This is a genomic window from Streptomyces sp. NPDC051561 (assembly GCF_044454195.1).
Classification (GTDB): Bacteria; Actinomycetota; Actinomycetes; order Streptomycetales; family Streptomycetaceae; genus Streptomyces.
This window is the reverse complement of the sequence record NZ_JBITDM010000012.1, coordinates 107,745-127,718: the sequence shown is the minus strand read 5'-3', so window position 1 is coordinate 127,718 and position 19,974 is coordinate 107,745. Positions and strand designations below refer to the sequence as shown.

Below are 19,974 nucleotides of genomic sequence, written 5' to 3'. Positions count from 1 at the left end.
GTTATTGCACCGTCACGGCGGCCCCATGAACCCCGGAGGCGGTGGGGCGGAGTCGTCGGCCGCCACTCGGACACAGGAACTTAATTGAACAGAGAACGAGCGTGCGTTGAGAAGACGGCCATCCGGCAGGAGTAGAACAGTGTCTGTCCGGTTCTTGGCCGGGCCGTTTCAAGGGGGGCCGCCCGGTCACCGCCGACGCGTGGAGCGCGGCGGTGGCCGGACGGGGCGCATCACGCCCCGGGAGTCCCACGATGCCAGGAGTGGACGCGCATGCAGGAGCAGGTCTTCGCCGAGCGGGAGGTCGCCGCACCGGCGGTCCCCGGGCCCGTCCTGGTCCGTGAGACCGGGGAGTTGCTGGTGGTGGAGTTGCACGGGGAGCTGGACCTGGCGGTGGAGTGTCTGGTGCGGGTGCGGCTGGACGGGGTGGTGCGCCGGGTCGTCGGCACCTGTGTGGTGGACTTGCGGGCGGTCACCTTCTTCGACACGACCTGCCTGGCGCAGGTGTTCCGGCTCCGGCGACGGGTCCTGGCGGCGGGGTCGGGCTTCGCGGTCGTGTGCGCGGACGCCGGGGCGCTGCGCCAGCTCCGTATGCACGACGTGCTGGAGGTGCTGCGCCCGGGAGCCACCATGGAGGAAGCGGTGGAGCGGGCGGTGCGTGGGGTGCGTCCGGTCTGACGGCGGGGGTGCCGTCCGACGCCGCGGTTTCTCAGCTGTCGCGGTCCGGGGGCCAGGAGCGCAGCAGGGTGTCGAGGTCCGCGATCTCCAGCGGTTTGCCGAGGTGGGCGTCGAAGCCCGCCGCCAGGGAGCGGGCTCGGTCGGCGGGCCCGTTGAAGCCCGACACCGCCACCATCCGCGGCCGGTCGCCGTCCGGCGCGGCGCGCAGCCGGCGGGCGACCGTGTGCCCGTCGAGGTCGGGCAGGTCGATGTCGCACAGGATCAGCCCGAAGTGCTCCCCGGTCGCCGCCTTCAGCGCGCCGTGCCCGGTGTGCACGCAGGTCACCCGGTGGCCGTGGTGCTCCAGGAGCATCCGGTAGGTGGTGGCCAGGTCGACGTTGTCCTCGACCATCAGGATCCGCAGACCGGACGGTGCGGGGTCGGGCCCGGGGCGTACGGCAGGCGCCACCGCGTCCGTCTCCCGCGTCGCCGCACACGGCAGTGCCAGGCGGAACAGTGCGCCCATTCCGGGGCCTTCGCTGTGTGCGGAGACCGAACCGTCGTGCAGCTGAGCGATGGTGCGTACGACCGCGAGCCCGAGACCGAGCCCCTCGGGAGTGCTCGGGCCGGTCGGAGCGGCCCGGGTGAACACCCCGAACAACTCCTCGCCCTGCCCGGGGTCGAAGCCGATCCCTTCGTCCCGCACCGTCAATTCGGCGTGACCGTCGGTGCGGTGGAGGCCGACGTGGGTGTGCTGGCCGGTCAGGGTGTACTTCTGGGCGTTGGTCAGCAGATTCCCCAGCAGCTGGGCCAGACGCAGCCGGTCGCCGTCCACCGGCACCGGCTCCTCGGGGAGGTCCAGGTGCAGGAAGCGCCCGGTCCTGGCGAAGGCGGGTTCGGCGTCCGCGACCGCCGCGCGTACCACCGTGCGGAAATCGAGCACCTGGCGCACCAGCTCCAGCCTGCCGGTCAGTGAGCGGGTGGCGTCGAGGAGGTCGTCGCTCATCCTGGCCAGGATGGCCAGCTGGCGTTCCAGGACGGCCAGTACCGGATTGCCCGGCGGCAGGTCCAGGGCGAGCACCTCGGTGGCTGCGGTCGCGGCGGCGAGAGGGTTGCGCAGCTCGTGCGAGAGAGTGGCGATGAAGCGGTCCTTCGCCTCCTTCTGCTGCCGCAACTGACCTGCTGCCGCTTCCAGTTGGCCATTGGCTGCGCGCAGCTGCACATTGCCCTCGTCGATCTCTCGGGCCCGTACGAACAGATCGATCTCCATCCGCTCGGCCCGCATCTGCGTCTGTGCCCGGGCCCGTTCCTGCGCGCGGCCGACCCGCCGCACGTGCACGAACTCGGTGACGTTCTCCACCCGGTGGACGACGAAGGCGACCCGGCCCGCCGCGTCCAGGACGGGGGCGTTCACCGGACTCCAGTAGCGCTCGGTGAACCCGGTGCCGTCGTCGGACGGGATGTCGTACCGCTGGATCGACATGGTGTCGGGCCGGCCGGTGGCGACCACCGTCTCCAGGGACCGGCGCAGATTGACCACACCGTCCGCGGTCGGGTCCGACGGGTTGTCCGGGAAGACGTCGAAGATGGAACGCCCGACGATGTCCGACCCGGAGGTCGAAGTGGCCGACAGATAGGCCTGGTTGACGTCCACGATGACGAAATCGGGGCGCAGCAGGAGCAAGGGGGAGAGCAGTGCGTCGAAGAGCTGCCGGTAGTCGGGCGGGGTGGTGGGGTCCGGATGGGGCACCGTCGTCGTCACCTCACGCGCAGTAGCGTCGTCACATGTCCAGTCGGTAGCCGTAGCCGCGCACGGTGGTGATGGAAGGACCGGGACGGCCCTGGAGGGCTGCGGTCAGCTTGCAGCGCAGCCGGTAGATGTGCTCGGTCACGGAGGCCGCACTCTGCCACGGCCCGGTCGACCAGACCAACTCGATCAGCTGGTCGGAGGAGTAGACCCGGCCCGGCGAGTGCGCCAGCACCTTCAGCAGCGCGTACTCCTTGGGTCGCAACGGCAGCGGGGTCCGGTCGATCTGCGCCAGACAGGCCGCGGTGTCGATCTGCAGCGCACCCAGCGCGATCACGTCGGAGGGTGCGATCGCGTCGGAGGGGGCGTTCGCGCGGGTGCGGCGCAGCACCGCCCGGATGCGGGCCGAAAGCTCCCGCTGCGAGAAGGGCTTCACCAGGTAGTCGTCCGCGCCGAGTTCCAGACCGAGCACCCGGTCCGCCTCCTCGCCGCGGCCGGTCACGATCACCACCGGAAGCCGGTCGGGTCCCTGCATGTCGCGGAGCAGGTCCAGGCCGCTGCCGTCCGGCAGCCCCAGATCGAGCACGGCCAGATCGACGAGCCCGCCGGTGAGCTCCTTGTGCCCGCTGCGCGCGTCACCGGCCCAGACGACCCGGTAGCCGTCGCGCTCCAGGTAGAGGCGGCTCATCGCTGCCAGATCCGCGTCGTCCTCGATCAGGACGATCCGGGCGTGGTGCATCGCGGGCCCACCCGCTTCGGCGTCAGCTGTGGGCTTCATGGTTGATCCGGCGTTGAGTGCGCGTTGATGTCCCGGCCATGTCGTCACGCTAGACCGTGGCCGCTCATCGGCTCAAGCCGCAGACGTGTTGCCGGGCCGCGAACGGAAGCACGCTGCGCGGCCGTCGTGCGCCCCTGCCGCCCGCGACGCGGCACTGGGCGAACTCGTGTGCGTCATACGCAAGTTGACGGGCCGTCGACCGCCCACGTAATCCGGGGTGTTTTGGCGGAAGGGCCTGCACCGATAGAGATTCCCACCGGACGGCGACGACATCGCCCCGATGTCGGTACACGTCAACGCCCCCGACAAGCCCTCCTGAGCAGGGGAGTCAGCCGGCGAGCGAGGCCCGCACCCGGCGGAGCCCCTCCGCCCGCCAGTGCTCCCGGTCGGGCATCCGGTCGTCCCGGCGCCAGCGCCAGGCGGAGAACAGCGCCCAGTTCAGGGCGCGGCACCGGTGGATCAGGCCCGGGTCTGCCCCCGGGTAGTGCGTGCCCACCTCCTCCGGCGCATGGGCCAGGTCGAACTCGACCGGCCCGCGACAACAGGTGGCGAGGTCGATGAAGAGCGGCCCCGCCGCGGTGTGCAGGAGATTGCCCGGATGGGGTTCGCCGTGCAGCAGTTGGTCGCCGGACCTGTCCATGCCGATCGCGGCGCTCAGGCCGCCGAGTGTGCCGCTGAGGAACGCACGGTCGGCATCGGTCAGCTCGGGCGACCGGTCGCGGTCGTCCACCTCGCCGAGCGCCCTGGTGACACGGTCGGTGAAGTGCGGTGCCGGCAGGTCGATCCCTCGCAGAGCGGCATGGTGGCGGAGGAACACGTCCGCGTAGTCGGCCGGTGCGACCTCCGGCGCCACCGGTGCGTAATAGGTCCACAGCGACACGGCGAAGCCGCCCCGCACATGGGCCCCGGGGTCGACCCGGGGTTCGAGCTCCGCCACCGGAGCTCCGGCGTCGACGAGACGGCGAGCCACCTCCACCTCGAACTGCGTCTCGGCGAGATGCTCCAGAGGCGCCACCCGGGCCAGCACCTCGCAGGGGCTCAGGCGCAGCGCGACCCGGTCCGAGTTGTGGACAACGGCCACCTCGTCGACCTGGAGACCCAGCTCCGCAGCGGTCGCGCGTCCCGCCTCGACCGCGCGCCGGAGTTCCGACGACTCCACCATGCCCTCCCTGGGCTTCTGTGCTCCCTCGGCCAGGCCTTCCCGGGCCGGTTTCGGCCGAAGCCTAGCCCCCGGGCACCCGGCCGACCGCGGTTCGCGCGGCCAACGAGTTGGCTAGGGTGGAGGAGAAATCGGCCAGGTGGGCCAAGTCGGCTGTGAGTAAGGGGAGTTCACGGGTGCGTCAGCTTGGTGGCCACAGGTGACGGAGCGTCAACAACCGAGGCGGCGAGGGGAGACACCTCGCCGCACCGGACGCGGGGCGAGGGCGTCCGGCCGGTCTGGACCAGCCGTGCTGCCTCCGTCGCTGCGCGGGGGGCTCGGTCTGGTCGCGGCCCTCGCCGCAGTGACGGTCGCGGTGCTCGGGGTCATGTACGCCGGACACAGCGAACCCGGCACGGTGGACAGATGGTTCGTCGACCCGACGGCGGACAGTGTGAGCCCACCATGGCGGTACGTCGCCCTGGCCGTGGACTTCCTGGGGGAGCCCGCCGGAGCGGCCGCGCTGGTGGTGGCCGCCGTGGCGGGTTGCCTGTGGCTTCGCAGGCCCCGGGCGGCGGTACTCGTCGTGGCCGGTGCGACCGTGGCGGTGGGGACGACCACACTGCTCAAGTACGTGGTGGGACGCACCATCCACGGCGAGGGCAACCTGTCCTACCCGAGCGGGCACACCGCCTTCCTCACCGCCCTCGCCCTCGCCGTGGCGCTGCTCGCCCTGGGCAGGACCGGCCCCGGCAGGACGGCCGGCACGCTGCTCGTGCTCGGGGTGGCACTGGTCGCGGGCGCCGCCATGGGCTGGGCGCAGGTCTCCATGAGCGCGCACTACCCGACCGACGCATTCGGCGGCTGGTGCACCGCGCTGGCGGTGACACCGGCGACCGCGTGGGTGGTCGACAGGATCGGCGACCGGGCGTCCGGACGGCAGGGCCCCCACCAGGACTGAGAGCCTGCGCCTGAACCCCGGCGGAGCGCGGTGGGAGTTCGGACACAGGCTCCTGCCTCACGCCAGGCGGCGGAACACCGGCTTCACCGGCCGCCCGCCCAGCCAGGGCGTGGGGTCACCGGCGTCCAGCGCCTTCCGGTACACCGCACACGCCTGAGCCACCACCTCGACCGTACGCTCGATGTCGGCGTCGTCGAGCGCGCTGCTCACCACGAATGACGGGGCGAGCACCCCGCCCGCGAGGAGTTGGCGCAGGAAGAGAGTGCGGTACTCCTGCGAAGGGCGGCCGTCCCCGTCGAGGGTGCCGAAGACCAGGTTGCTGGCCCGGCCCCTGACGACCACGTGAGCGCCGACCCCGGCCCCGGCCGCGACGGCGCGAACCCCATCGGCCAACTTTGCACCCAGCGTGTGGAGTTGAGCGGTGATGCCCTCCTTCACGTAGGTGCTCTGCACGGCCATCGCGGCGGCCAGCGCATGCGTCTCCGCGCCGTGCGTGGTGGACAGCAGGAACACCCGCTCCCGGGAGTCGCGCAGCCCGCCCAGTTCCATCAGCTCTCGGCGCCCGGCCAGCGCGGAGACGGCGAACCCGTTGCCCAGCGCCTTGCCGAAGGTGGAGAGATCCGGGACGACGCCGTACAGCCCCTGGGCGCCCGCCTCGGACCAGCGCAGGCCGGTGATCATCTCGTCGAAGATCAGTACGCAGCCGTGCCGGTCGGCCAGTTCGCGCAGCCCCTGGAGATACCCGGGTGTCGGGTCTTCCCCGCTCGGCCGGGATGCAGAGTTCGGCGAATGCCCGGCGAGCCCGGTGGGTTCGAGGATCAGGCAGGCGATCTCGCCCTCGTACCGGGTGAGCAGCTCCTCGGTGGCGGCCAGGTCGCCGTAGGGGAACGCCACCGTGAGCTCGGTGGTCGCCGCGGGGATGCCGGCGGTCATCGGCGTCGTACCGATGAACCAGTCGTCGACGGAGAAGAACGGCTGGTCGCCGCAGATGGCCACCCGTGCCCGCCCGGTGGCGGCGCGGGCGAGGCGGACCGCGGCGGTGGTGACGTCGGAGCCGTTCTTCGCGAACTTCACCATCTCCGCGGTCGGCACCGTGGCCAGGAAGCGTTCCGCGGCGTCGACCTCCAGGATGGACGGGCGGGCGAAGTTGCTGCCGCGGTCGATCTCCCGGCGCACCGCCTCGGTCACGCGCGGATGGGCGTGGCCGAGGCTCACCGACCGCAGACCGGACCCGTACTCGATGTACCGGTTGCCGTCGACGTCCCACACATGGGCGCCGTCGCCGTGACTGATGACCGGGGCCAGTTTCTCGGGGTACTGGTCGTCGCCCTTGGCGTAGGTGTGTGCACCGCCCGGGACCAGGGCGTGCAGCCGCTCGTTCGCCTGTTGCGAGCGGGGGAGGCGGAACTCTTCGGCGTCCACGGCGGTTTCAGCCCTCCTTCCGGACCGGAGTCTGCTCGACCGGAGCCCGCTCGCCCGGGGCCTGCCTGTCCGGATCCTGCTTGTTCAGAACCTGCTTCAGGGCGTCGGCCAGGCTCGGCGCCTCCCGGTCCCGCCGGGACACCGAGGTGGCGGGCAGCGGCCACGGAATGGCAAGTTCCGGGTCGTCGAAGGCGATGGTCACGTCCTCGGCCGGGTCGTGCGGGCGGTCGATCCGGTACGAGGTGTCGGCGGTGTCCGTCAGCGCCTGGAAGCCGTGCGCGCACCCCGCCGGGATGTAGAGGGTCCGCTGTGTCTCGTCGGACAGCTCGAAGTGGGCCTGATTGCGGTACGTCGGCGAGGTGGGCCGCAGATCCACCACCACGTCGAAGATCCTCCCGTACGAGCAGCGCACCAGCTTGGCCTCGCCCGCGCCGGAACGCAGATGCATCCCGCGCAGCACCCCCCGCACCGAACGGGACACGCTGTCCTGGACGAAGGCGTCCGGGTCCAGGCCCGCCGAGCGGACCACCTCCTTGTCGAAGGTGCGGCAGAAGAAGCCGCGCTCGTCGGCGTACGGTGTCGGCTCGAACAGGAACGCGCCGTCTATCTCCGGTACTTCGGTTGCCTTCATTGCGCCTCTCGCAGGGCATCGGGGTGGGCGTGGGTGTCGGTGGCCGACGGGAACAGGGACCTGGTCAGGTCGGTGAACTGGTCGCGGAGCTGGCGGGCGGCGACCTGATTGCGCCCGGCGAGGGTCCGGCGCAGTTCCGCCGCCCGCTTCTCCAGTGCCCGGAACTGTTTGAGCAGCCGGTCGGCGTCGACCTCGCGGGCCGGGTGGCAGAACCCGCCCAGACCCATCCGGTCCATGAGCACCTCGCTCTTCGCGGCATAGGTGAGTGCCAGCGTCGGCGTCCCGACCTTCAGCGCGCAGACCAGATTGTGGTAGCGGGTGGCCACCACGGTGTCGGCCGCCGCCATCTCCGCCATCAGCTCGGCCAGCGAACCCGCGTCGGCGGCGGTGACCAGTGGCGAGTCCACCGCGTCGAGGATCGCGGCGACCACCGGAGCGTCGCACGCGTCCCCGGTGAGCAGCCGCACATGCCTGCCCTCCTCCACCAGTGTGCGCACGAAGCGTGTTGTCCCGTCGAGGTAGCGCCGGTGGATCTCCTCCGCCCGGGCGCGGTCGTCGTTGCCGCCGTGGAAGTCCATCACGCCGACGCAGACCGGTCCGGGCGGGCCCGGAGGATTCTTCGCGGCGGGCGTCGGCAGGGCGAAGGCGAGGTCCGGGTAGACCTTGTCGCGCGAGGTGTTCACGCCCATCGCGTGCATCGCGTCGCGGGAGAGCTCGTCCCGGTACGACCGGTAGGCGGCCAGCCGCGCCGACCGGCGCACCAGGGCCCGGGTCGGCCGGTTCCTGATCGCGGCGGCGCCGACACCGACCAGCGCGACCCGGGTGCCGAGCAGGCGGCCGCTCGCGCAGAGCAGGAACAGCGAGTACGGGAAGCCCCATGGCCGCAGCGGAAGCGTTGCCTCCAGAACGCCCATGCCCGGGACGATCACCACGTCGTGCCGGCGCACCCAGGCAGCGGTGCGGGCGACGTCGACGAGTTTGCCCAGCCCCTTTCCCGCGATCGCGCCCGCACGCGAGGCGGTCCGGTACTCCCCGGCGTACCAGTGCAGCCGCGTCGCGGGGATCCCGTACCGGCTCGCGACGACCTCGGGCCCGCCGCACAGTGCGTCCACGACCGCGTCCGGGTGCTCGGCGCGCAGGTAGCCGAGCACGGCCTCCAGGGACCCGTCGTTGCCGAGGTTCCCGGACCCGAGCAGGCCGAACACCCCCACACGCACCGGGCGTCCGGACTTCACGCCTGCCTTCCCTCACGGCCCGCGACCAGCGCGTCGAGTGAGACCGTGAGCCGGGCCGGGTCGACCGGGGTCCGGTCCTCGACCCGCTCACCGGCGCCCGGCCTGGCCCGGCTCGCCATCCAGGCGGCCAGATGGCGGAAGCAGGCGCGCCGGTCGGCCGAGGACAGCGGCGCCCGCCGGATCGCCGAGACGAACCCCCCGACGTACTCGGCGAGCAGCCGGGGCGTCGGGTGCAGCGGGCCCGCCCGGCGCGGGTCCAGGTTGACGCACCGGGAGCGCAGCGAGGGATTGGCCCGCTCGGCGCGGGTGGGGTGGTCGCGGCGGAAGTACAGCAGCTCCGGGACCTGGTGGAAGGGCCCGTGCAGGCCGATCTCCGAGACGAAGGTGCGGTCCGCGTGGTGGTAGCTGTCGTGCGGCTTGACCCGGCGCAGCACGTCGGCCCGCATCACCCCGTAGAAGTCGTCGCCGCCGGGCTCGAACAGCATGCTGCGGAAGCGCTCGGGGGCCCGCGGCGAGTCGGTGGCGAGGGTGTAGTCGTACGGCACCTTCACCTGCCCGTCCTCGTCGATGACCGCCTGATCGGCGTGCGCGAGGATCACCTCGGGACGCTCGTCCAGGGCATCGACGCAGCGTCGCAGCAGGTCACGGGCGTACAGGTCGTCGTGCGAAGCCCACTTGAAGAGTTCGCCGCGGCACTGGGTGAAGACGTAGTTGTGGTTCGGGGCGGCGCCGATGTTCCGGGTCAGCCGGATGTAGCGGATCCGGGGGTCCTGGGCGGCGTACTTGCGGCAGATGTCCTGGGTGGAGTCGGTCGAGGCGTTGTCGGAGATGACCAGCTCGAAGTCCTGGTAGGTCTGGCCGAGCAGGGCGTCGAGCGCCTCGGCCAGGTACTCCTCGCCGTTGTAGACAGGGAGTCCGATGCTGAGCCGGGGGTGGGCGGTCATGGTGTCCTCACTTCACGGATGGCAAGCACTTCACAAAGGGAACTTCGCGCCGGGACGAGTACGGCGGCCCCGGCGCCTTCACGGTGCGGGGGAGGGGTGGTGCTCGCGCAGGGCGGACCGCAGTTGCAGCCACCACACGGCCGAGCCGATCAGGGTCGCCGCGGCGACGCCCCAGGCCGAGCCGACCGTGCCTTGCGCGGCGGCCCCGCCGAGCCCGCCGGCGACATAGAAGGTGGAGGCGATCAACTGACAGCGCAGGCTGCGCCGGGCGGCGGCCAGCGCACGCAGTCCGGCCGCCGCACCGGTGCCCAGGCTCGCGCCCACGACACCCAGGGTGGCCGGAATGATCAGCTCGGAAGCGGAACTCCAGACATCGCCGAGCACGAACTCGCCGAGCCGGTCGGGCACCAGCAGCAGCGCCGCACCCCAGAGCAGCGCGGCGGCGGCCTGACCGCCGCCGAGCACAAGACAGAACCTGCCCAGCCGGTGCGCGGCCTGCCGCAGCACCCGGGCCGCCTCCGCGACGGTGACCAGGGACAGCCCCATCAGTACGGCGAGGAACGGGCCGAGCAGCAGCTCCGCACCCCTCACCGCGCCCACCGCGCCGACCCCGACGATCGCGCCGAGCCCGTACGCCCGCAACTGGGCGGCGCCGCTGAGGCTGACGTTCTCGACCAGGTAACGGGCGCCGAGGTCACGGTGCTTGCGCAGCCATCGGCGCGCCCCGGCCGGCCGGGGCCGGATCCCGGACTGGAACCAGCCGTACGCGGCCGCCACCGCGGCGGACGCGCCCCAGGCCAGCACGAAGGCGGCGACCGTGCCCACACGGGCCGCCACCACCATCGCCGGGACGAGCGCGACGCCCATCACCAGGTCGTTGACGAACGCCTTGCGCCCGGTGCCCGCGGCGAAGAACGAGAACCGCCAGGCATCCTGCAACAACAGCCCCGGCAGCACCGCGCCGAGGCAGGCGAACGCCAGCCCCGCGCCGCCGCCTAGCCCCAGCCCGGCCACCACACAGACCGCGCCGACCGCCCCGCCGACACCGAGCGCGGCACCCGACGAACGGGCCACCGCCCCGCGCCAGGACGCGACCGGCACCCCGCTGAAGCGCACCATCAGCGGATCGGTGGCCAGCCCGCGCGAGACGTTGAGCACCACGCCGTAGGTCACCCACGCCAGGCTGAACACGCCGAACGCGGCCAGCCCCAGCGAGCGCGCCACATAGATGCCCACCGCGAAGTTGGTCATGCTGGACGCCGCCTGGTCGGCCAGCCCCCAGGACAGCCGGCCGACCATGGCCCGCTTGGCGCTCCGCCGGCCCACCGGTCTCGCCGCCCTCTCCTCCTCGGTGGTCATCGGCGTCATTCCTTGATCAGCCCGGCGTCGCGCAGGGCGTCCGCCGCGACGGCGACCGTGTCGAACGCCAGCGCGGACCGTTCGGCGACATCCAGCAGGGTGTGCTCCCCGTCCGACATGCTGAGCACCCAGAGCATGGCCATCTGCGCCTGCTTGGCATCACTCCGGCCGCCGAGCGAGTCGTACAGCCCCCGTCGGCCCAACTGCGGCTCCCCGTAAGGGCTTTGGTTGAGGTAGCGCCGGTTGCGGTCGAGCACGCCGAACGCCTCGCGGCAGACATCGAGGGTGTCCGTCATCGCCTTTGGGGAGACAAAGCCCGGATTGTCCCCGGAGGTGTGATACTCCGGGTAGCCCGCGTACGGAGTCCGGCTGAGCGAGCCCACGCCGAGGTCGAACCCCGGTGAGCAGTACTGCCGCTCGTCGTAGCCATAAGGGGTGAACTCATCGACCCGGTGCGGACGTTGGGAGGCCTCAAGGACGTGCCGCACGACCCGGTCGATCTCCGCGTCGCCGCGCCTGCTCCGCTTGTACGTCAGCGAGCCCGCGTCGCCGGCGCAGGCCAGCACCAGCCCGTGCTTCACCTCCTCGATCCGCTCCTGATTGCGGGCCAGCCAGGTGATCGCCCCGATGGTGCCGGGCGCGAAGACGAACCGGTAGGTGTAGTACGGCGTCTGCTCGGACAGGGCCCGTGCCAGGAAGGTGGCCACCGCGATCCCGGCCAGGTTGTCGTTGGCCAGCGACGGGTGGCAGGTGTGACAGGAGACGATCACCTCGTCCGGGACCTGTCCGGGGACCACATGCTCGGCGTAGGTGAGGTGACCGTCCGCGAGCGTGGAGTCGACGCGCACCCGGTAGTCGCCTTCGGGCAGCGCGTCCAGAGCGTCCTGGGCCAGACAGAAGCCCCAGGTCGGTGTGTAGTAACTGGTGCGGTACGGCACCAGGGACGGCTGGTCCGGCAGGGTGTGCAGGTGCTTGCGCAGCTCGGACAGCGGCATGGTCGTATCCACCGGCACGCTGTAACCGAGCACGTGCAGGTTCGACTCGGCGAAGTCGATCACCCGGTTTCCGGCCGCGTCGGCGACGTACGCGTCCCGGATGTTCCACTCCTGCGGCACCGTCCAGTCGAGCACCTGCGTCCCGGTCGGCACCTCGTGCACCTGGAGGGGCAGGTACTCACCGACGATGTCCAGGGTGGCCCGCACCCCGTCCCCGGTGATGCTCCGGCAGAGCGGGTACAGCCGCTCCACCAGCCTGTGCATCTCCTGGCCGACCGAGGTCATCGACGCCACCGCAGGGTGTCGTCCACGGTGCCCGCCGCGGACGCCGCGCGCAGCACCGCCAGCCGGGTGAAACGCTGCTCGAAGCTCTCCCGGGTCAGGTCGAACTTCCGGTAGGCGTAGGCGAGTTCGTGCGCACCCTGCTCTACCGTCCACTCGCAGTCGAAGCCGGGGTTCGCGGCGCGGAACCGGGAGAAGTCCACCCGGTACGACCGCGGATCGGCCCCGTTCTCCCCGGTGATCACCACCTTCGAGCCGGACACCGCCGCGGCGACCTGCTCGGCGATCTCGGCGACCGTGACGTTGTTGACCTCGGACCCGATGTTGAACGCCCGGTCGTGCACCGCCTCGCGCGGCGCGTCCAGCGCTGCCGTGAAGGCCCGCGCGATGTCGGCTGCGTGCACCAGCGGACGCCACGGGGTGCCGTCGGACAGCACCAGCACCTCGCCGGACAGCAGCGCGTGACCCACCAGGTTGTTCAGCACGATGTCGGCGCGCAGCCGGGGCGAGAACCCGAAGGCGGTGGCGTTGCGCATGTACACCGGGCTGAAGTCGCCGTCGGCCAGCGCGTGCAGGTCGTCCTCCACCCGCACCTTGGACTCCGCGTACGGCGTCACCGGGCGCAGCGGGGCGTCCTCGGTGACCAGGTTCGACAAGTTGGGGTCGCCGGCCGCGCCGTACACCGAGCAGGTCGACGCGTACAGGAACCGCCGCACCCCGGCCTCGCGGGCCAGCCGGGCCAGCTTGACGGAGGCGTGGTGGTTGATGTCGTAGGTCAGGTCGGGGGCGAGCGAGCCCAGCGGGTCGTTGGAGAGCGCGGCCAGGTGGATCACGGCGTCCACCCCGGCGACGTGCTCGGCACTCACGTCGCGCAGATCCACCCGGTGCCCCGCCGGGTCCTCGGGCCGCGGGCCCAGGACGCAGTCGGCGAAGAGCCCGGCGTCCAGGCCGACGACCTCGTGCCCGGCGGCCTTGAGGACGGGAGCCATCACGGTGCCCAAGTAGCCCTGGTGTCCGGTCAGTAGTACGCGCAAGGTTTTCAACCCCCCAGGTTGAGCGTGAGTTTGGTGACCGCGAACGCCTCTGCGTAGCGCTCGTGGCATTCGATGCCCCGGATTCGCGCGAGACCCAGGAAGGCCTCCCGGTCGTACCAGGGCCGGTGCCGCTGCGAGGGGTAGTGCTCCTGCAGCAGCCGCACCTTCTGTTCGGCGATCTCCGCGGACAGCGGCTGGTACGCCGAAGGGCGCCCCAGATCGCCGTCCCACTTGACGATCTCGTAGCCGAGCACCAGGTGGTCGCGGAACGCGGTGGGTATGAGCTGCGCCAGCCCGCGGTGATCCTGGTGGGCGTCCTCGGTGCGCGGCGCAAGCACCAGATCCGGCTCGGTCCGCGCCCGCAGCTCCTCGACGGCGGCCTTGGCCTCCTCCCACTGTGCGGGCAGCCGTCCGTCCGCCAGCTTGAGCACGGTCAGCCGCAGTTCGGCACCCGGACAGAAGGCGGCCAGCGCCGCCTGCTCCTCCTGCTCCCGGTCGGTTCCACCACCGGACAGCACCAGCGCGTCGACCCGGATGCCCGGCCGCGCACGGCACAGCGTCAGCAGGGTGCCGCCCGCGCCGATCGCGATGTCGTCGCAGTGCGCGCCCACCGCGACGACCCGGTCCGGCGGACCGCCCCCCAGTCTGATCACGCCCTCGCCCCCGCGTCGTCGCGCTCCCACACGGCCCACGGGCGCTCGCCGCGCGCATAGGCGTCGTCGAGCGCGGCCCGCTCCTTCACGGTGTCCGTCGGCTTCCAGAAACCGCGGTGCTGATGGGCCACCAGCCGGTTCTGCTTGGCGAGTTGGGCGCAGCCGTCGGCGACCAGGTCCCCGTTCTCCGGTATGTGGTCGAAGACCTCCTGACGGAGCACGAAGTATCCGCCGTTCTCCCACAGCGGCAGCTCACTCACCGGGGTGATGCCTCCGACCAGGCCGTCCTGGCCCAGCTCCACGCAGTGGAACGACGACTGCGGCGGAACCACCATCATCGACGCACCCGCGTCACGCCGGGAGAACTTCTCGATCATCTCCGGCAGCGGGGCGTCGGTGAGCACATCGGCGTAGTTGGCGAGGAACATCTCGTCGCCGTCCAGATGGTGACGCACCCGGCGCAGCCGCTCCCCGATCGGCGACTCCACGCCGGTCTGCGCGAAGGTGATCGTCCAGTCGGAGATGTCGGTGGACAGCAGCTCGGTCCTCCCGCCGCGCAGCACGAAGTCGTTGGACGTCGTCTCCTCGTAATGGAGGAAGAAGTCCTTGATGTGGTGCGCCCCGTAGCCGAGGCACAGGATGAACTCGGTGTGCCCGAAGTGCGCGTAGTAGCGCATCACATGCCAGATCAGCGGCCGTGGGCCGACCATCGCCATCGGCTTCGGTACGTCGTCGGAGGCTCCGGCGCGCATGCGCAGCCCGTACCCGCCACAGAACAGAACGACCTTCACGGCGTGACCTCGACAATGCTCAGTTCCGGTATGGGGAAGACCAGCCGGCCGCCCCACTGGTGCACGAAGGACAGCTGCTCGATCAGCTCGTCCCGCAGATTCCACGGGAGGACGAGGATGTAGTCCGGTTTGTCAACGGCGATCTGCTCGGTCGGCAGGATCGGGATACGGCTGCCGGGGGTGAACCTGCCGTGCTTGTACGGGTTGCGGTCGACCGTGTACGGCAGCAGGTCGGGCCGGATGCCGCAGTGGTTGAGCAGGGTGTTGCCCTTGCCCGGCGCGCCGTAGCCGGCGACCGTCTCACCGCGCTCGGCCGCCTCGATGAGGAACCTGAGGAGGTCCCGGCGCACCTTGGCCACCCGGGCGGAGAACTCGGTGTACCCGGACAGCTCCTGCAGCCCGGCGGCCTTCTCCCGGTCCAGTACCTCGCTCACCCGGCGGGACGGCTCACCGGCCACCTCGGCAGGACGTGCCCACAGCCGGATGGAACCCCCGTGCGTGGGCAGCAACTCCACGTCCACCAGGGCGAGTCCACCACTGGCGAGCGCCCGGATCGCGGAAGCCACCGTGTAGTACTGGAAGTGCTCGTGGTAGATCGTGTCGTACTGGTTCTCCTCGATCAGCGTCAGCAGGTGCTGCACCTCGATGGAGACCCAGCCGTCGTCGGCGACCAGGGCCCGCAGCCCCCGGGTGAACCCGATGACATCGGGGATGTGCGCGTACACGTTGTTCGCCACGACCAGGTCCGCCGGGCCGTGCTCGGCACGGACCGCCGTACCGGTGTCCGGGCTCAGGAACGCCGTGACCGTGGGCACCCCCGCGTCCCGTGCCGCCGCCCCCACGTTCACCGACGGTTCGATGCCCAGGCAGCGGATCCCCCGGTCCGCCACGTGCTTCAGCAGATATCCGTCGTTGCTCGCGACCTCGACCACGAAGGCCTCGGCGCCGAGCGCGAGCCGCTGCGCCGCGTCGGCGACGAAGGTGCGCGCGTGCTCCACCCAGGACGTCGAATACGAGGAGAAGTACGCGTACTGGGTGAACGTCTCCTCCGGGGTGATCAGCGGAGGTATCTGCGCGAGCCAGCACTCGGTGCACACCCGCAGATGCAGCGGGTACGTCTGCTCCGCCAGGTCCACCTGTTCGGCGGAGAGGAAGCTCTCGCACGGCGGGGTCGCCCCCAGGTCGACGACGCTCCCCAGCGACGTCGATCCGCACAGTCGGCATCGTGTCATCTACTGCCCCCATCCCTGCCCGCGCGGGAGTCCCGCCGCGAGCCAGCGTCTTTCTTCCCCATCGGCGGCGCGCCGTTCGCGCCGCCGGACCGTCCCGCGAGCGCGGTCCGGTACCCCTCCAGCAGGCCGTCGAGACCGACGGCCGGACTGAATCCCTTTTCGTAACGGAGCCGGGCCGCCAGGCCCATCTCCCGGTTGCGGGCCGGATCGGCGGTGATCCGGCGGATGCAGGACGCGAGGGAAAGCGGATCGCCCGGCGTGTGCAGCAGCCCGGTCACCCCCTCCTCGACGATTTCGACGAACCCGCCGTGCCCCGCGGCGACGGCCGGAACGCCCGCCGCCATCGCCTCCGCGGCGACCAGCCCGAACGTCTCCAGGGCCATCGAGGGCGCCACCACCGCGACCGACCGGCGGACCGCCTCGCGGCACCGGTCCGCATCGAGCAGTCCGGCGTACCGCACGTCGTCCCGTCCCGCCGCCCAGGCGGCCACCTCGGACTCCAGCGGCCCCGCACCGGCGAGCACCAGCGGTACCCCCACCCCGCCGTCCGCGGCGAGCGCGTCCCACGCGGTCATCAGCAGCCGCACCCCCTTGGACTCGGCGAGCCGGCCCAGGAAGAGCAGGTGCTCTCCGCCGTCCGTACGGCAGGCCCCCGGGTCGGGCACGAAGTTGTGCTTCACCGACAGCAGCCCGGGGGGCATCCCGGAGCGCACCAGGATGTCGCGCTGCGCCGCGGAGATGCAGAAGAACCGCTCCACACCTGACCACCAGCGCCGCCGGTTGAGCGCATGACCGACCGCGAGAGGCACGGTCGCCAGCCGGGAGCCGCGGTAGCAGCCGTGCCGGACGGCGGGCAGCGGGGACCGTGCAACGACGCACTCGGTGCACGGCCGGTTGTCCCTTTGCAGCGTGCCGGGCGGACAGATCTGGTGGTAGTTGTGCAGCGTGGCGACGACCGGCACGCCGACGTCGGCGCAGGCGGCCAGCACCGCGGGCGACAGCAGTGGGAACAGATTGTGGACGTGCACGACATCGGGCCGGTCGCTGCGCAGCCGGGCCGCGAGCTCGGCGCGGACCGCGAGGTTCCACGGCACCCGCAGCGGCACCGCGACCTTGCTGAGCAGGGACATGGCAGAGATGTCGTCGCTGCGCCGCTCGAACAGCTCGACCCGGTGGCCGGCCGCGCGCAGCAGCCGCACCTCTTCGTCGACGACCCGGTTCTCTCCGCTCGGCTGCGCCGAGGAGTAGCGGTTGTGCACCACGAGGACGTACATGCTCAAGTCACCTCCCGGTTGCGGACCCAGCGCGGCACATGGCGCCGCAGCACCGCGGGCGTCAGCGGATGGCTGCCCGCGGCAGGGGCCGCGAGGAGCGAGGCGGCCAGCGCCAGGTGCAGCAGATACGCCGAGGCGTCACCGAGTCCGGCCTCGGTGTACGACGAGATCACGACGTAACTGATCAGGAAGAGCGCGCAGGCCCTCGGCAGCGACGGGGGCCGCAGCAGCGCGACGCCCCCCAGCACGATCAGCAGCGCCACCACGATGACCACCCCGAACAGGCCCTGCTCGGAATAGACGGCCAGCCAGCTGTTGTCGATCGGCAGCCCGCCGTACGACTTGTCACCCAGTCCCGTGCCGAACAACAGTTCCGCGCCGCTCCGGGGAGCCGCCAGCAGCGCGTCCCACACCTTGGCCCGGCCGGTCAGGCTGGTGAAGTACTCCTGGCTCTGGCCGCGCAGGAACCACGCCTGGAGCGCGGGCGCGAACGCCACCGCGATCACCACGGCGCACAGCACCGACCAGGTGAAGAACCGGCGGGCGGCGGGAGAGGTCAGCAGGAGCGAACCGATTCCCAGCACCAGCCCGGCCAGCAGACCGATGGTTGCCGTCCGGGTGTGGGTCAGCACGAGCAGGACGAGGGACGGCACGATGACCACCGCCGCGCTCGCCCCGGTGGTCCGGCGGCCCAGCACCAGCAGCACGGTGAGCCCGATGATCACCGCGGCGTACTGCCCGATCTGCGGCGGGGTGAGCGGCCACAACGCGCCGACCAGCCGCCCGCCGTAAAGCTCGGGCATGGCCGCGCCCGGTGAGATGAGCAGTCCCGCGGCCGCCGTCCCCAGCACCAGGAAGTACATCCGGACATGCGTCCTGACGAACGTCAGACTCCCGTCCCACCAGCGGGTCAGCAGCCACAGCGTGGCCACGAAGAGTGTCAGCCTGGCGCACCGGAACAGTGCGCCGAACCCGGAGTCCAGGTCCGCGCTGGAGATCACGCTCGGCAGCAGCAACAGGGTGAGCAGCAGCACGAAGGCGCTCGCCCGGATCCGCAGCCGCACATTGAGCGCCAGCGCCAGCGCGAAAGCGGTGACCAGCGCGCCCATGGTGACCATCTGGATCAGCGAACGGGGGATGGTGAAGATGGTCTGCGCCCCGGCGGAACCGAGCACATTGAGGCCCAGCAGGGCCCACACCACGCCGACGGCCCTCGGCGTGCCGGCCGGGCGCAGTCCGCCGCCGGGCGGGGCGTCGGTCGTGTCGAAACCTTTCGCCGGCCCGCCGCGGATCAGGTGTCCGGCCATCTCAGCCACCCGCCTTCGGGACGAACTCGCTGCCCTTGTCCTGCCGGTAGGGCACGCCCTGCCAGCGCAGGGTGTCCAGCTTCTGGCCCGGGTCGTCGGCGATGAAGCTCCACGGTCCGACGTAGACGTTGTCGTGCCAGCGGTTGCCCTGCTTGTGCAGGAGCGCTTCGGAGACCTTCTTGGCCTTGTACGGCGACCAGTCGGGGTACGTCCCGTAGTTGGACAGCACCGCCATCAGGCCGCACTCCACCGTGCACTTGACGACCGCCTTGTCCAGCACGAAGCGGTTGTCGTGGATGTCCACCCGCTGGGTCTTCCACCGGCAGTCGTCGTAGAGCGGCGGTCCCGCGATCGCGGGCTGCGCGCAGCGCTTGGTGTCCTTCACCAGCAAGGTGCAGTAACCGGTGGAGGTGTTGGCCGGGCTGTTGCAGAACCGGTTGGAGTTCTCCCACAGGGTGATCCCGTTCCAGTTGTTCTCCAGCAGGTTCCGGTAGATCTCGATTTTGTTCGTGCGGGCCTTGACCCGTGGTTCGCCACCGGCCTCGGAGATGTAGATCGTCGCGTACGGGAAGGGGTCGCCGCGCTCGGCCAGCCGGCGGCTGCCGACCCAGTTGTTCCGCCGGATCGTGTTGTTCCTGATGACGGTGTTGTAACTGGTCTCGTACATCAGCGCGGTGCCGTCATTGGATTCCAGGACGTTGTTCTCGAAGAGGAAGTCGTTGTTGTTGTTGTCCGCCCACAGCCCGGCTCCGCGGTTGTCGTGCACCCAGTTCCCGCGGATGTCGGCGCCGTTGACGGCCCAGAACTTGATCCCCGCGGTGCAGCCGCAGCCCGGCCGCCTGCGCTCCCAGTCGTCGGTGTTGTTGCCGGTGATCTCGTTGCCCTCGACGACCAGGCCGCGAATGGTGTCGCCGTCCTTGTAGCCGTTCATTCCGTACTGCCCGTTGTTCCGCAGGCAGCTGGCGCGGACCTGCTGACGGGCGCCGGTCATCATCCCCGCGCCCGAGTTGTTCTGGATGGTCGTGTGCTCGATCACCCATCCGTCGGACGAGGAGTTGTTGACCGCGCCCTCGTCCTGCGGCGGGATGAACCCCTGCACGGTCAGATGGCGGAGGGTGACGCCGGTGGCGGGACCGCCGAACGCGTACTGGTTGACCTTGCGGCCGTCGAGCACCGCACCCGGTGCGCCGAGGTAGCGGTTTCCCTTCTTGGGGATGACCTGGGCGTACTGCTCGGGCACCAGCGTGTGCGTGCCGGGCCGCAGCCAGAACGTGGTGTTCGGCGGGCTGTTGGTGGTCTTGGTGGCCAGGTCGCCGACCACCGCGGGGTCGACCGTCACCGCGCCCGCCGGCGCCTGCGCGGGGCCGGGCTCCGGGTTGGCGCACACCCGGGCCACCGGGGTGGACGCCCCGGGTGCGGGCGGCGCACCGGACGGCTTCCCGGTGGGGTCCGGCGTGTCCGTACAGCCCGTCGCCGCCAGCAGGACCAGCACCAGAGGTGCCGCCGGTAACGCCCACTTCCGCCACTTGATCACCAT

Annotated in this window: 18 protein-coding genes; 2 read left to right on the top strand and 16 right to left on the bottom strand. The window is 71.2% G+C overall.

What is annotated here, in order from left to right:
- Window positions 1-270 precede the first annotated feature (270 nt).
- Window positions 271-675, top strand: a complete 405-nt coding sequence (locus tag ACIA73_RS25275) for an STAS domain-containing protein (RefSeq protein WP_399440957.1) — start codon at window positions 271-273, stop codon at window positions 673-675.
- Window positions 676-706: 31 nt separating this feature from the next.
- Here the strand turns inward: ACIA73_RS25275 and ACIA73_RS25270 are convergent, their stop codons facing one another.
- From ACIA73_RS25270 to ACIA73_RS25260, 3 genes are all read right to left on the bottom strand, one after another.
- Window positions 707-2,416 (bottom strand): ATP-binding protein, encoded by a 1,710-nt coding sequence (locus ACIA73_RS25270; RefSeq protein WP_399440956.1) that lies wholly within the window; start codon window positions 2,414-2,416, stop codon window positions 707-709.
- Between the two features lie 19 nt (window positions 2,417-2,435).
- Window positions 2,436-3,179 (bottom strand): response regulator transcription factor, encoded by a 744-nt coding sequence (locus ACIA73_RS25265; protein ID WP_399440955.1) that lies wholly within the window; start codon window positions 3,177-3,179, stop codon window positions 2,436-2,438.
- Window positions 3,180-3,507: 328 nt separating this feature from the next.
- Window positions 3,508-4,338, bottom strand: coding sequence for a phosphotransferase (locus ACIA73_RS25260; protein WP_399441092.1), 831 nt, complete (start codon window positions 4,336-4,338; stop codon window positions 3,508-3,510).
- A 289-nt stretch (window positions 4,339-4,627) separates the two neighbouring features.
- Here ACIA73_RS25260 and ACIA73_RS25255 point away from each other — a divergent pair, with 289 nt between their 5' ends.
- A complete protein-coding gene (locus ACIA73_RS25255; protein ID WP_399440954.1) occupies window positions 4,628-5,278 on the top strand; it encodes a phosphatase PAP2 family protein in 651 nt (216 codons plus the stop codon).
- A gap of 57 nt (window positions 5,279-5,335) precedes the next feature.
- On the opposite strand, the gene ACIA73_RS25250 is transcribed toward ACIA73_RS25255, so the two are convergent.
- The 13 genes from ACIA73_RS25250 to ACIA73_RS25190 all read right to left on the bottom strand — a co-directional run bounded on the left by ACIA73_RS25250 (window position 5,336) and on the right by ACIA73_RS25190 (window position 19,974).
- Window positions 5,336-6,700 (bottom strand): glutamate-1-semialdehyde 2,1-aminomutase, encoded by a 1,365-nt coding sequence (locus tag ACIA73_RS25250; RefSeq protein WP_399440953.1) that lies wholly within the window; start codon window positions 6,698-6,700, stop codon window positions 5,336-5,338.
- A 7-nt stretch (window positions 6,701-6,707) separates the two neighbouring features.
- Window positions 6,708-7,331, bottom strand: a complete 624-nt coding sequence (gene rfbC, locus ACIA73_RS25245) for a dTDP-4-dehydrorhamnose 3,5-epimerase (RefSeq protein ID WP_399440952.1) — start codon at window positions 7,329-7,331, stop codon at window positions 6,708-6,710.
- Window positions 7,328-8,566 (bottom strand): polysaccharide pyruvyl transferase family protein, encoded by a 1,239-nt coding sequence (locus ACIA73_RS25240; RefSeq protein ID WP_399440951.1) that lies wholly within the window; start codon window positions 8,564-8,566, stop codon window positions 7,328-7,330. The genes rfbC and ACIA73_RS25240 overlap by 4 nt, the downstream gene beginning before the upstream one ends.
- Window positions 8,563-9,510, bottom strand: coding sequence for a glycosyltransferase family 2 protein (locus ACIA73_RS25235; RefSeq protein WP_399440950.1), 948 nt, complete (start codon window positions 9,508-9,510; stop codon window positions 8,563-8,565). The genes ACIA73_RS25240 and ACIA73_RS25235 overlap by 4 nt, the downstream gene beginning before the upstream one ends.
- Window positions 9,511-9,588: 78 nt before the next feature.
- The gene (locus ACIA73_RS25230) at window positions 9,589-10,878 is read right to left on the bottom strand and encodes a hypothetical protein (protein ID WP_399440949.1); all 1,290 of its coding nucleotides are present in this window, start codon (window positions 10,876-10,878) and stop codon (window positions 9,589-9,591) included.
- A complete protein-coding gene (locus ACIA73_RS25225; protein WP_399440948.1) occupies window positions 10,875-12,149 on the bottom strand; it encodes a DUF4910 domain-containing protein in 1,275 nt (424 codons plus the stop codon). The genes ACIA73_RS25230 and ACIA73_RS25225 overlap by 4 nt, the downstream gene beginning before the upstream one ends.
- Window positions 12,146-13,180, bottom strand: coding sequence for an NAD-dependent epimerase/dehydratase family protein (locus ACIA73_RS25220; RefSeq protein ID WP_399441091.1), 1,035 nt, complete (start codon window positions 13,178-13,180; stop codon window positions 12,146-12,148). Before ACIA73_RS25220 ends, ACIA73_RS25225 begins: the two co-directional genes overlap by 4 nt.
- 5 nt (window positions 13,181-13,185) lie before the next feature.
- Window positions 13,186-13,833 (bottom strand): PIG-L deacetylase family protein, encoded by a 648-nt coding sequence (locus ACIA73_RS25215; protein ID WP_399440947.1) that lies wholly within the window; start codon window positions 13,831-13,833, stop codon window positions 13,186-13,188.
- Window positions 13,830-14,624: a sugar phosphate nucleotidyltransferase gene (locus tag ACIA73_RS25210; protein WP_399440946.1), complete on the bottom strand. Its 795-nt coding sequence runs from the start codon at window positions 14,622-14,624 to the stop codon at window positions 13,830-13,832. The genes ACIA73_RS25215 and ACIA73_RS25210 overlap by 4 nt, the downstream gene beginning before the upstream one ends.
- Window positions 14,621-15,856 carry a class I SAM-dependent methyltransferase gene (locus tag ACIA73_RS25205; RefSeq protein WP_399440945.1) on the bottom strand — a complete coding sequence of 412 codons (1,236 nt, stop codon included), beginning with the start codon at window positions 15,854-15,856 and terminating at the stop codon, window positions 14,621-14,623. Before ACIA73_RS25205 ends, ACIA73_RS25210 begins: the two co-directional genes overlap by 4 nt.
- Window positions 15,853-17,130: a glycosyltransferase gene (locus ACIA73_RS25200; RefSeq protein WP_399440944.1), complete on the bottom strand. Its 1,278-nt coding sequence runs from the start codon at window positions 17,128-17,130 to the stop codon at window positions 15,853-15,855. Before ACIA73_RS25200 ends, ACIA73_RS25205 begins: the two co-directional genes overlap by 4 nt.
- 2 nt (window positions 17,131-17,132) lie before the next feature.
- A complete protein-coding gene (locus tag ACIA73_RS25195) occupies window positions 17,133-18,437 on the bottom strand; it encodes an O-antigen ligase domain-containing protein (protein ID WP_399440943.1) in 1,305 nt (434 codons plus the stop codon).
- 1 nt (window position 18,438) lies between these two features.
- Window positions 18,439-19,974: a right-handed parallel beta-helix repeat-containing protein gene (locus ACIA73_RS25190; protein WP_399440942.1), complete on the bottom strand. Its 1,536-nt coding sequence runs from the start codon at window positions 19,972-19,974 to the stop codon at window positions 18,439-18,441.